This window comes from Streptomyces sp. TG1A-60 (assembly GCF_037201975.1).
Classification (GTDB): domain Bacteria; phylum Actinomycetota; class Actinomycetes; order Streptomycetales; family Streptomycetaceae; genus Streptomyces.
This window is the reverse complement of record NZ_CP147520.1, coordinates 3,429,332-3,441,342: the sequence shown is the minus strand read 5'-3', so window position 1 is coordinate 3,441,342 and position 12,011 is coordinate 3,429,332. Positions and strand designations below refer to the sequence as shown.

At 71.0% G+C, this 12,011-nt stretch carries 9 protein-coding genes and 1 pseudogene; 6 read left to right on the top strand and 4 right to left on the bottom strand.

Annotation, left to right across the window (positions count from 1 at the left end; genetic code table 11):
- Window positions 1–261: 261 nt before the first annotated feature.
- On the top strand, window positions 262–2,115 hold the full coding sequence (ilvD, locus tag WBG99_RS14530; protein ID WP_338896715.1) for a dihydroxy-acid dehydratase: 1,854 nt from the start codon (window positions 262–264) through the stop codon (window positions 2,113–2,115).
- A gap of 84 nt (window positions 2,116–2,199) precedes the next feature.
- Here the strand turns inward: ilvD and WBG99_RS14525 are convergent, their stop codons facing one another.
- Entirely contained in the window at window positions 2,200–4,515 is a 2,316-nt protein-coding gene (locus WBG99_RS14525) for a serine/threonine-protein kinase (protein ID WP_338896714.1), read from the bottom strand.
- 186 nt (window positions 4,516–4,701) lie between these two features.
- On the opposite strand from WBG99_RS14525, the gene WBG99_RS14520 reads away from it, so the two are divergent.
- Both WBG99_RS14520 and WBG99_RS14515 read left to right on the top strand, forming a co-directional pair.
- Window positions 4,702–5,055, top strand: coding sequence for an SH3 domain-containing protein (locus tag WBG99_RS14520; protein ID WP_338896713.1), 354 nt, complete (start codon window positions 4,702–4,704; stop codon window positions 5,053–5,055).
- An 88-nt stretch (window positions 5,056–5,143) separates the two neighbouring features.
- Window positions 5,144–5,434, top strand: coding sequence for a hypothetical protein (locus WBG99_RS14515; protein ID WP_338896712.1), 291 nt, complete (start codon window positions 5,144–5,146; stop codon window positions 5,432–5,434).
- On the opposite strand, the gene WBG99_RS14510 is transcribed toward WBG99_RS14515, so the two are convergent.
- Window positions 5,398–6,936 (bottom strand): SulP family inorganic anion transporter, encoded by a 1,539-nt coding sequence (locus WBG99_RS14510; RefSeq protein ID WP_338896711.1) that lies wholly within the window; start codon window positions 6,934–6,936, stop codon window positions 5,398–5,400. The genes WBG99_RS14515 and WBG99_RS14510 overlap by 37 nt on opposite strands.
- A 447-nt stretch (window positions 6,937–7,383) precedes the next feature.
- On the opposite strand from WBG99_RS14510, the gene WBG99_RS14505 reads away from it, so the two are divergent.
- Entirely contained in the window at window positions 7,384–8,235 is an 852-nt protein-coding gene (locus WBG99_RS14505) for an ABC transporter ATP-binding protein (RefSeq protein WP_338896710.1), read from the top strand.
- Between the two features lie 59 nt (window positions 8,236–8,294).
- Window positions 8,295–9,059: an ABC transporter permease gene (locus WBG99_RS14500; protein WP_338900344.1), complete on the top strand. Its 765-nt coding sequence runs from the start codon at window positions 8,295–8,297 to the stop codon at window positions 9,057–9,059.
- Window positions 9,060–9,117: 58 nt separating this feature from the next.
- Here WBG99_RS14500 and WBG99_RS14495 read toward each other — a convergent pair.
- Window positions 9,118–9,308, bottom strand: a pseudogene (locus WBG99_RS14495) (IS481 family transposase); the annotation flags it as partial.
- A gap of 352 nt (window positions 9,309–9,660) precedes the next feature.
- On the opposite strand from WBG99_RS14495, the gene proC reads away from it, so the two are divergent.
- Window positions 9,661–10,473, top strand: coding sequence for a pyrroline-5-carboxylate reductase (proC, locus tag WBG99_RS14490; protein WP_338896709.1), 813 nt, complete (start codon window positions 9,661–9,663; stop codon window positions 10,471–10,473).
- A gap of 12 nt (window positions 10,474–10,485) precedes the next feature.
- On the opposite strand, the gene trpS is transcribed toward proC, so the two are convergent.
- Entirely contained in the window at window positions 10,486–11,481 is a 996-nt protein-coding gene (trpS, locus tag WBG99_RS14485; RefSeq protein WP_338896708.1) for a tryptophan--tRNA ligase, read from the bottom strand.
- Between the last annotated feature and the right edge of the window lie 530 nt (window positions 11,482–12,011).

The window sequence follows — 12,011 nt, the reverse complement described above, 5'->3', positions numbered from 1 at the left end:
AACAACATGCGGGCGAGTAGCGCACTGACCTGCGAAGTCAAGTTCAGGACCAGTAAGTTAATTCTCTGCAAGCCCTTAGGGGAGCCGGGCTGTGACATGTGTGGCTCCGCCGCGTGGGCGCGAGCGACCACGGCGGGCCCGCAGTCGAAAACCGAGACACCCGTCCCGTATTCCGGACGAGGTGTCCGACCCGTGGAGCAACGGGCGTACGCTCGACTCAGTCAGAAGTCTCTGATCGCAGTCTCTGAAGGAGCGAGCGCGATGCCCGAGCTGAGGTCCCGCACAGTCACCCACGGCCGCAACATGGCGGGCGCCCGCGCCCTTATGCGCGCCTCCGGTGTACCGGGCGCGGACATCGGCCGCAAGCCGATCATCGCCGTCGCCAACTCCTTCACCGAGTTCGTGCCGGGCCACACCCACCTCCAGCCGGTGGGCCGGATCGTCAGCGAGGCGATCCGCGAGGCCGGCGGCATCCCGCGCGAGTTCAACACGATCGCCGTGGACGACGGCATCGCGATGGGCCACGGCGGCATGCTGTACAGCCTCCCCTCCCGCGACCTGATCGCGGACAGCGTGGAGTACATGGTCGAGGCCCACTGCGCGGATGCCCTGATCTGCATCTCCAACTGCGACAAGATCACCCCGGGCATGCTGAACGCCGCCCTGCGGCTCAACATCCCGACCGTCTTCGTCTCCGGCGGTCCCATGGAGTCAGGCCGCGCCACCCTCGTCGACGGCACGGTCCGCACGCTCGACCTGGTCGACGCGATCTCCGACGCCGTGAACGACAAGATCTCGGACGAGGACATCCTCCGTATCGAGGAGAACGCCTGTCCGACCTGCGGCTCCTGCTCCGGCATGTTCACCGCCAACTCGATGAACTGCCTGACCGAGGCCATCGGCCTCTCCCTCCCGGGCAACGGCTCGGTCCTCGCCACGCACACGGCCCGTAAGCAGCTGTATGTCGACGCGGCCCGCACGGTCATGGACATCACCCGCCGCTACTACGAGCAGGACGACGAGACGGTCCTGCCCCGCGCGATCGCGAGCTTCGCGGCCTTCGAGAACGCCATGGCCCTCGACATCGCCATGGGCGGCTCGACCAACACGATCCTGCACCTGCTGGCCGCCGCCCAGGAGGCGGACGTGCCCTTCGGCCTGGGCGAGATCGACGCGGTCTCGCGCCGCGTCCCGTGCCTCGCGAAAGTCGCGCCGAACGTCGCCAAGGACCGCACGTACTACATGGAGGACGTGCACCGGGCCGGGGGCATCCCCGCCCTGCTGGGCGAGCTGCACCGCGCGGGCCTGCTCAACGAGGACGTGCACTCCGTCCACAGCCCCTCGCTCGCCGACTGGCTGAAGACGTGGGACGTGCGCGGCGGCTCCCCGTCGCCCGCGGCCGTCGAGCTGTGGCACGCGGCCCCGGGCTGCGTCCGCTCCGCCGAGGCCTTCTCCACGTCCGAGCGCTGGGACTCCCTGGACGACGACGCCGAGGGCGGCTGCATCCGCTCCGCCGAGCACGCGTACTCCAAGGACGGCGGACTCGCGGTGCTGAAGGGCAACCTCGCCGTCGACGGCTGCGTGGTCAAGACGGCCGGCGTCGACGAGTCGATCTGGACGTTCGAGGGTCCGGCGGTCGTCTGCGAGTCGCAGGAGGAGGCCGTCCAGAAGATCCTCATGAAACAGATCACGGAGGGCGACGTCGCCGTCATCCGCTACGAGGGCCCCAAGGGCGGCCCCGGCATGCAGGAGATGCTCTACCCGACCTCGTACCTGAAGGGCCGCGGCCTCGGCAAGAGCTGTGCGCTCATCACCGACGGCCGCTTCTCCGGCGGCACCTCCGGCCTCTCCATCGGCCACGCCTCACCGGAGGCGGCAGCCGGCGGCACCATCGCCCTCGTCGAGGACGGCGACCGCATCCGCATCGACATCCCGAACCGTTCGATCGAGCTGCTGGTCGACGACGCCGAGCTGGCCCGCCGCGACCAGGCCCTGAACGGCGTCTACGCCCCCAAGGGCCGCGACCGCAAGGTCTCCGCCGCGCTCCGCGCCTACGCCGCGATGGCGACCAGCGCCGACAAGGGCGCGGTCCGCGACGTCAGCAAGCTGGGCTGAGCCCGGCCCCTGAGGGGGCAACGAGAGAGCGGTACGGGCCGCCCCCGGGGGACCTCGGGGGCGGCCCGTCGCGGGTGTCCGGGCTCACCAGTCGGCCGGAGCGCTCCCGTCCAGCCCGAGGACCGTCCCGTCGGGCGCGCCCGCGCAGATCCGTCCGTCGATGAGCACGGGCTCGGGCAGCGCGGCGGTGACCCGGCCGGGGTCGCCGAACCGCGAGTCGGTCGCCCCGCCGGGCTCGCCCGTGCGCGAGTCCACCGCGAGGAGCCGCCCGTCGGACGAGGTGAAGTAGACGTGCCGGTCGTCGGCGGCCGGTGCCGAACTCCGCGCCACTCCCGTCTCGGTCCGCCACAGCTGCTCGCGGGACCCCATGTCGACGGCCGCCAGCGAACCGCCGACGCCGCTCAGCAGGTACACGATGTCGCCGCGCACGGTCGCGCGGGCCTGTTCGAGCCGTACGGGCAGCTCGACCCGGACCGTCGCCTCGGTGCCGGGGTCGTACCGGACCACGGCCACCGAGTCGGCGTAGGCCCCCCCGCTCGCCGTGAGGAAGAGAGCGCCCTCACGGGCTCCCACCGGCTCCAGATGGCCCTCCAGCCGGGCGTCCCACCGCACGTCCCCGGTGTCCGGGGCCACCGCGGTGATCCGTGTCCGAGCCGCCGCCCCCGCGCCGGACACGCTCGCCACGTAGGCCAGCGGGTCCCCGTCGAGCGCCCTGAAGTAAGCCTCCGGCTGCCCCGGGAGCCGTCCGCTCCACTTGGTGTCGCCGGTGGCGCCGTCCACGCCGGTGACCGTCCCGTCCGCCGCGGTCAGCAGCAGCGTGCCGCCCACGTACCGCTTGCCGCCGTACGCGGAGATGTCCCGCTCCCACCGCACCTTGCCGTCGGCGGGGTCGAGCGCCTGCGCCCGGCGGCCCTCGTCCGTCAGCACATGCACCAGACCGCCCGACTCGACGGGCGGCTCACCCGTGCCGGCCACGCCCACCCCGTCGACGGCGTGCCGCCACAGCACTCCGCCGTCCGCCGGGTCCAGCGCGGAGACCAGCCCCGGCTGCACACACAACAACTTCCCCGCCCCGTACGAGCACTGCGGCGCACCGTTCCTCCCGCCCGCCGGCGCGGCGGTCCAGGGTTCGAGGGCGCGCGCGGTAGCGACGGCACCACTGGCCCGGGGCCTGGCCGTGCCGCTGCCGCCCTGTCCGCCGTCGTCCCCCAGCATCCGCACGGAGACGAGCCCTCCACCCGCGAGGAGTACCAGCGCGGCGGCGACAACAACGGCTCGCCCACGCCGCCGGTGACCGACGCGGCCGTCACGCACGAAGTCGCCACGGCCATCGGGCCCTTCACCGCCGCCGCCCCGGCCGGTGCCCGCTCCCGTGCCCGCTCCGGTGCTCCCGTCCTCGCCGCCGCCCGCACCGGTGTCCGCACCGGTGTCCGCGGCGGCGGTCGGGACCGGCGGAGCACCCCAACTGTCCCCCCGCTCCCTCCGCCCGGCCCGTTCCGCCCCTCCAAGAGCCTCCCCCTGCCCCTCCCACTCGGCGCGCTGGGCCGGTATGAAGGCCTGGGTGTCGTACGAGGCGGCCACGGAACGGAGTTCGCGCATCAGCTCGTCGGCCGTGGGCCGGTCCTCTGGCTCCTTGGTGAGGCAGGCGCCGACGAGCGGCGCGAGGTTCTCCGGTACGCCGGTGAGGTCCGGCTCGTCGTGGACCACCTGGTACGCCACGACGTAAGGGCTGTCGGAGTCGAAGGGCCCGCGCCCGGTGGCCGCGTGCACGATCACCGACCCGAGGGCGAAGATGTCGGCGGCGGGCCCGACCTCCCTGGGCCGCCGGAACTGCTCGGGGGCCATGAACGGCGGCGTGCCGATCAACTTCCCTGTCTCGGTGCGCAGTTCGCTGTCCTTCGGCCGGGAGATCCCGAAGTCGATGACCTTGGGCCCGTCCTCGGCGAGCAGGACGTTGCTGGGCTTGAGATCCCGGTGCACCACACCGGCGCGGTGGATGTCCCGCAGGGCCTCGGCCAGTCCGGCCATGAGCCGGCGCACCTGCCCGGGAGCCATGGGCCCGTTCCGCTTGACGTGCTCGGCGAGGGTCGGGCCGGGGATGAACAGGGTGGCCATCCAGGGCCGGGCGATGTCGGTGTCGGCGTCGACGACGGGCGCGGTGAAGGCTCCGCTCACGCGCCGAGCGGCGGCGACCTCCTGCTTGAACCGCCCCCTGAACTCGGGGTCCTTGGCGAACTCGGCGTGCACCACCTTCACCGCGAGCCGCAGTCCGGAGGTCGACGTGGCCAGATGGACGACGCCCATGCCACCGGAACCCAAGCACGACTCCAGACGGTACTGACCGGCGTACTCCGGAAAATCCGCTTCCGCTCCCGACCCGGTGCCCCGCTGCGGTGCCATGGGCCCACCCCCGTGCTGTTCCGGCCGCTCCCGCGACGCACGGAGCCTAGTCGATGAGACGTGCGGGACAGAGGCGGCTTACTGGCGACCACGTGCGAGAAACGCGCAGGTGTGCGTGGCTTGATTCGGGGGTATCACCGGGTTCCCCATGGCGTTCATGGGGGTTCAAACGGGGGGAGTTTTGCCATGTCTGTCGACCGTGTAGAAGAGATCGTGGGGGACGGCGAGGGCGGAAAGACGGCCGCCGCCACGGCTCCGGCCGAGGCCACCGCCGCGACCGTGACGGCATCCGTTCGCTACTACACGACCGCTCCCGGCATCCGCCTGAACGTCCGCAGCGGCCCGAGCACCAACTACGGCGTCGTCCGCGTCCTCGCCGGAAGCTCCACGGTGCCGATCTTCTGCCAGACCCCGGGCCAGACCATCTCCGGCCCCTACGGCACCAGCAACGTCTGGGACAGCATCGCCGACGGCCAGTACGTCTCCGACGCCTACGTCTACACCGGCAGCGACGGCTACGTGGCGCCGCGCTGCGGCTGACCCGCGCCGGGGTGGGTGGGGGGCCGTCGCGGCACCGCCGCAGGCGCGGTACCGCAGCGGTCCTCCACCCGTATCCACCGCTTCCTCGGTGTCGCCCCCGACACCCCCGGTCGAGAGGAGCGGCTCCGGCGCCCCCGCCGTCCTCGCCGACACCGCCGGGCACCTGGACTCCACCCGCCGTCAGATCCGCTGGTGCCGCGAGGTCACCCTGGACACCCATCCGGCCAACACCGCCAGCCACTCGGGCCTCCTGGTCCTCGGCGAAGAGGCCGCCACCGAGTTCTTCACCGAGGAACGAGCCCGGCTCCGCAAGCTCTTCCCCCGCGAGACGATCGAAGAGACCTACGGCGTAGACCTGCTCCTCGCCATCCGCCCCTGAGCGCCGGCCCCACCCTTCTCGGCCTCACCCTCCTGAGCGCCGGCCTCACCCACCGCTTTCTCCTCCTGCCCCTCCACGCCCCACCCCGCTTCCCAAGCCTCCAAAGCCGTCGCGCACGCGTGATCCACATGCCACAGCCCGTCCAGCTCCAGCCGCACACCCTGCCCCCGAGGCACTCTCTCCAACGCGTCCAGCAGCTTGGGCAACCGCAGGAACGTCGCGTTGCCGACCACCCGCACGACCACCCCCGCGTCCCCCCGGTCCTCGGTCTCCACATGGACGTGGCTGATGTCCCACGCGGTCTTGACCACGGCGAACGCGAGCCCCAGGAGCACACCCTCGAACAACCCCCAGGCCACGATCGCCGAGGCGGTCACCCCCAGCACCACCGCCTCCCCCCGGTCCCGCCCCCGCCACCACACCCGCACCTCCCGTACGGGCACGAGCCTGCACCCCGCGTGCACCAACAGCCCGGCCAGCGCCGCGACGGGAATCACCCCGAGCACTCCGGGCAACAGGGCCGTGAACGCCAACAGCCACACCCCGTGCAGCACCCGTGAGGCCTTGGGGCGCGCTCCCGCCCGTACTCCCCCCAAGGGGGCACCCCCAGCCGTGCTCCGCTCGATCACGGCGGACATGGGCAACGCCCCGAGCACCCCGCACACCACGTTCCCGGCCCCCTGGGCTACCAATTCCCGGTCGTAGTCGGTCCGCGCCCCGTCATGCTGCTGGTCCACGGCCGCCGCACCGCACAACGACCCGGCGGAAGCGATCAGCGCGAAGGCGAGCACCGTCCCGACCGCCCCCGCCTCCGCGAGCAGCCCCAGATCATCGACCGACGGCAGCCGTAGGGCCTCCAGCAGCCCCCGCACCTCGACCCGCCGCACCCCCAGGTCGAACACCCAGGTCACCAGAGCCGCGCTCCCGACGGCCACCAACGGCGCGGGCACCAGACGCGCACCCCACCGCCACCACGGCCACACCACCAGGACGGCCACGGTGGCGCCCCCGATCCCGAGCGCGACCGGATCGACGGCGCCGGGCAACGCCCCGAGCCCCGCCAGCTCGCCCAGCCCTCCACCACCGGGCGCGGCCACGTCCCCCAGGGCGTACACCTGCCCCGCCACCAGCACCAGTCCGATCCCGGCGAACATCCCCTGCATCACGGCCGCCGACACGGCCCGGAACCACCGCCCCAGCCGCAACGCCCCCAACCCGAGCTGCACCACCCCGGCCCCGAGCACCAGCACACCGAGCGCCTGCACCCCGTACGCCCGCACGGCCTCGTACACCAACACGGTCAACCCGACCGCCGGCCCGCTCACCCGGAGCCTGCTCCCGGGCAACGCCCCGACCACCAGCCCGCCGACGATCCCGGTGACCAGCCCCAACTCCGCAGGCACTCCGGAAGCCACCGCGACCCCGACACACAACGGCAACGCCACCAGGAACACCACGAGCGAAGCCGCCAACTCGCCCCGCCACAACGAGCCCCCCGGCACACGCGCCCGCAGCCGAGGCCGGAGCCGAGAGCGGAACCGAGAGCGGAACCGAGAGCGGAACCGAGACGGGCTTGGGGCATTACGCACGAGAGACGCACCTCCGGCAGCCGGCGATCGACAGGAGTGGCCGTCAGGAGATGCGCGGCCCCGAGCCAGGCAACCGATTCCGACGGTGATCACGAGAACTCACGACGGGAGACCGTCACACATCACCCGGGCGACATCGCGCGGCCGACCACCCTGGGCGACCGAACACGCTCAGCAATATCATTGTCACCCAAAGCGAGCATGCCGTGCACCCACTTCCCGCGATCGCCACTCCCCAGTGGGAGTGCCGCCCCCGGAACTCCGCCCCCCTGATCACCTCGCCGAGCCACGCGACCGCCCACGCGAACCCGTATGGCCCCCTCCCTTGACGCTCCACCCGCCCTGCGCAATATTCACCACATGATGAATTACTCGAATCGCTCCCCGAAGAAGCCCCCACCCGAGCCCCCGGCCGCCCCCGCCGTCCACGCCCGGGACCTCACCGTGACCCGAGGCTCCCGCACCGTCCTCCGCCACCTCGACTTCGCCGTCCCCCATGGCCGGATCACCGGCCTCCTCGGTCCCTCCGGCTGCGGCAAGTCCACCCTGATGCGAGCGATCGTCGGAACCCAGGCCAAGGTCACCGGCACCCTGAACGTCCTCGGCCACCCCGCCGGCGACGCCACCCTCCGTCCCCGCATCGGCTACGTCACCCAGGCGCCCTCGGTCTATGACGACCTGACGGTCCGCCAGAACCTCGCTTACTTCGCCGCGATCCTCGACCCCGGCCGCGCCGCCGCCGACCGCCGTCACGAGAACGTCGCCCGGGCCATCGCCGACGTGGACCTCACCACTCACGCCGACGCCCTCGCCGGCAACCTCTCCGGCGGCCAGCGCAGCCGCGTCTCCCTGGCCGTGGCCCTCCTCGGCACCCCCGAACTCCTGGTCCTCGACGAACCCACCGTCGGCCTGGACCCGGTCCTCCGCCGCGAACTCTGGACCCTCTTCCACACCATCGCCGCCGAACGCCGGGCGACCCTCCTGATCTCCTCCCACGTCATGGACGAGGCCGAGCGCTGCCACCGCCTGCTCCTCATGCGCGCCGGCGAGATCCTCGCCGAGGGCACCCCCGAGGCCCTCCGCACCCGCACCCACGCGCAAACGGTCGAAGCGGCCTTCCTCCACCTGGTCGACGAGGCGACAGCGCCCGCACCCCCGACTGTCACCGGGACCGACACACACCGGAAGGACCGGAAAGGGCCGTCGCGATGACCACCACACCGAACGCGAACCCGCAGCCGAAGACGACGACGGAAAAGGCGAAGCCGCCCATGCCCACCGCCCCGCGCCCACGGGCCCTCGACTACTCCCGTACGACCGCCACGGCCGCCCGCGTTCTCCGCCAGCTCGGCCACGATCCCCGCACGATCGCTCTGCTGATCCTCATCCCGTGCGTGATGCTCTTCCTGCTCCGCTACGTCTTCGACGGCAGCCCACGGGTCTTCGACGCCATCGGTGCCTCACTCCTCGGCATCTTCCCGCTGATCACGATGTTTTTGGTGACCTCGATCGCGACCCTCCGCGAACGCACCTCAGGCACCCTGGAACGCCTCCTCGCCATGCCCCTCGGCAAGGGAGACCTCATTGCCGGCTATGCCCTGGCCTTCGGCACCCTGGCGATCATCCAGTCCGCCCTCGCCACGGGTCTGGCCGTCTGGTTCCTCGACCTGGACGTCACCGGCTCCCCCTGGCTCCTCCTTGTCGTCGCCCTCCTCGACGCCCTGCTCGGCACCGCCCTCGGCCTCTTCGTCTCGGCCTTCGCCTCCTCCGAGTTCCAGGCCGTGCAGTTCATGCCGGCCGTGATCTTCCCCCAACTCCTCCTCTGCGGCCTGTTCACGCCCCGTCCAGACATGCACCCCGCCCTGGAAGCCATCTCGAACGTCCTCCCCATGTCCTACGCCGTCGACGGCATGAACGAAGTCCTCCTCCACACCGACATGACCGCCAGCTTCGTACGAGACGCAGCGATCGTCGCGGGCTGTGCCCTCCTGGTCCTGACCTTGGGAGCAGCAACCCTGAGGCGCCGGACGACCTAGAAGGTCCGCGGCACCAGGCGGCTCGACGCGGACGATGCCGTGGGCGGCGAACCAGGCTCGCGCTCGCTCTTCTGTGTGCTCTCCAGCCGCCGTCGTCAGGCATCCGGCGGACCTTCTTCACGTCGCCGCGGACCATGAGCCCGGGACGTCGGGCGGTGATCTTCCATGGCTCCCGGTTCGCTTCACCGTCCGGGTCGAGGAACCGACGGCGCTTCAGCCCGGCGCGAAGAGGCGCCGGGACGCCGTGCGGCGACGGATCGAGATCCTCTCTGCCTGGAGCCCGGATGCGATCCGGGAGGCGGACCAGTTCTGTGTGCGGCGGCGGTGCTCCAATCCAATCCCGCCGTCGCGGCCATGCGTCACCTTCCTCCCGGACAGTCCGACACACCACGACACCTCGATATCCGATACGCAGCGCTCTGACTGACGGCTGCCCCGTCGACAACGTCATGACCCGCAAGACCATGAGGGCTGTCTGAGGGCCCAGCTCCCCCGGATATCCGTTCACCCGAACGTCCCGACCACCGGACACCCCGGCCGAACCCCCACTCCCAATGCGAGGATGACTCCAGGACGACGCATCCCGGAGGGCACCCGCACCATGACCCAGAAAGTCGCAGTCCTCGGCACCGGCAAGATCGGCGAGGCCCTGCTCAGCGGCATGATCCGAGCCGGCTGGGCTCCCGCGGACCTCCTGGTCACCGCCCGCCGCCCCGAACGGGCCGAAGAGCTCCGCGCTCGCCACGGCGTCATCCCGGTCACGAACGCCGAGGCCGCGAAGACCGCCGACACGCTCATCCTCACGGTCAAGCCCCAGGACATGGCCGCCCTCCTCGACGAACTCGCCCCCCACACCCCTGCCGACCGCCTGGTGGTCAGCGGCGCGGCGGGCATCCCCACCTCCTTCTTCGAGGAGCGCCTGGCCGCAGGCACCCCTGTCGTCCGTGTCATGACGAACACCCCCGCCCTCGTCGACGAGGCGATGTCCGTGATCTCCGCCGGCAGCCACGCGAGCGAGGCCGATCTCGCGCACGCCGAGGAGATCTTCGGCGCTGTGGGCAAGACGCTCCGCGTCCCCGAGTCCCAGCAGGACGCCTGCACCGCCCTCTCCGGCTCCGGCCCGGCGTACTTCTTCTACCTGGTCGAGGCCATGACCGACGCGGGCATCCTCCTCGGCCTGCCCCGCGACAAGGCCCACGACCTCATCGTCCAGTCCGCCATCGGCGCGGCCACGATGCTCCGCGACAGCGGCGAACACCCCGTCAAGCTCCGCGAGAACGTCACCTCCCCCGCCGGCACGACGATCAACGCCATCCGCGAACTCGAGAACCACGGCGTGCGCGCCGCACTGATCGCCGCACTGGAGGCCGCCCGCGACCGCAGCCGCGAACTGGCCTCCGGCAACAACAGCTGACGCCGCCCGCGGTCAACCGGCCAGAAGACCGATCGCCCGATACGCCTGATCCACCCTCGGCCGAGCCATCTCTCTGGCCTTCTCCGCACCCAACCGCAGCACCCCCTCCACATACGCGGGATCCGCGCACAACTCCTTGTGCCTCTCCTGCACGGTCCTGAGAAGCTCGACCACGGCCTCTGCGGTGTCCTTCTTCAAAGCTCCGTACGACTCATATACACCGCTCAGGTCCTCGGGGTTCCCACCCTCACACGCCGCGAGGATCTCCAGCAGATTCGCGAGCCCCGGCCGCCCCTCCCGGTCGTATACGACGTCCCGCCCGCTGTCGGTCACGGCCCGCATGACCTTCTTCCGCACCACATCCGGCTCGTCCAGCAGATAGACGATCCCCGGCCCGACGTCATCCGTCTTCCCCATCTTCGAAGCCGGGTCCTGCAGGTTCATCACCCGGGCTCCGACCTTCGGAGGGGTGGCCCGCGGCACCACGAACGTCTGCCCGTACCGCTGGTTGAACCGCACCGCCAGATCCCGCGTCAGCTCCACATGCTGCGTCTGGTCGTCCCCCACCGGCACCTCGTCGGTTCCGTACGCCAGGATGTCCGCCGCCATCAGCACGGGATACGTCAGCAGCGACAGCCGAACACCGCCGCCCCGCTCCCGCTCCCGCGCGGCCTTCTCCTTGTACTGGATCATCCGCCGCATCTCGCCGTCCGTGGCCACGCACTCCAGCAGATACGACAGCCGCGTGTGCTCATCCACATGACTCTGCACGAAGACGGTGCACAGCTCCGGATCCAGTCCCGACGCCAGCAGCAAGGTCGCCGCCTGCCGACTGAGTCTGCGTACCCGCGCCGGATCGTGGTCCACCGTCAGCGCGTGCAGATCGACGACGCAGAACAGCGCGTCCGTCCGGTGCTGGTCGACCTCGGCCCACCGCCGTACGGTCCCCAGGTAGTTCCCGAGCGTCAGATGCCCTGTCGGCTTGACCCCGCTGAAGACCCGTGTCATCTCTCCTCCTTCTGTCAGGACCGACGCCACCGTCCGGCCGCCCTTCAGGAAGGAGATACGACAACGGCCGCCGAGGAGGCGGCCGTCGCATGCATACGTGAACACGGCCGCCAGTCAGGCGGCCCACCACAGCTGGTGACACGTACGCGTAGTCATGGGGGCCAGGCTACGCCTCCGGGATGCCGGCCGACAGCGAGTTGACACACCCCGAGCCGATCCGTACTGTTCTCCGAGTTGTCCGACGCGAGCGCCGACCCTCGGTCGGTCCCCGGACAGCCATTCCGCAGGAACCACCAACAGTCGACGATCCGTCGTCGCGCCATTGGCATGCGTATTTGTGGAATGAGGAATCCGCGTTCGAAAGGATGCAGCCCCCGATTAGCTCGGGAGCTGGGAATCCGCTAAAGTCTCACTCGTCGGAGCGGCTCAACAGCCGCGAAGGCGACTCCCGCTGACTGGGAATCAGGCCCGAAGGGATCTGATAGAGTCGGAGCCGCCGGAAAGGGAAACGCGGAAGCGGGAACCTGGAA

Coding starts and splice junctions, on each gene's coding strand:
- trpS (WP_338896708.1), bottom strand. CDS start 11,481: ATGACACGGGTCTTCAGCGGGGTCAAGCCGACAGGGCATCTGACGCTC.
- WBG99_RS14520 (WP_338896713.1), top strand. CDS start 4,702: ATGTCTGTCGACCGTGTAGAAGAGATCGTGGGGGACGGCGAGGGCGGA.
- proC (WP_338896709.1), top strand. CDS start 9,661: ATGACCCAGAAAGTCGCAGTCCTCGGCACCGGCAAGATCGGCGAGGCC.
- WBG99_RS14525 (WP_338896714.1), bottom strand. CDS start 4,515: ATGGCACCGCAGCGGGGCACCGGGTCGGGAGCGGAAGCGGATTTTCCG.
- WBG99_RS14505 (WP_338896710.1), top strand. CDS start 7,384: ATGATGAATTACTCGAATCGCTCCCCGAAGAAGCCCCCACCCGAGCCC.
- ilvD (WP_338896715.1), top strand. CDS start 262: ATGCCCGAGCTGAGGTCCCGCACAGTCACCCACGGCCGCAACATGGCG.
- WBG99_RS14500 (WP_338900344.1), top strand. CDS start 8,295: ATGCCCACCGCCCCGCGCCCACGGGCCCTCGACTACTCCCGTACGACC.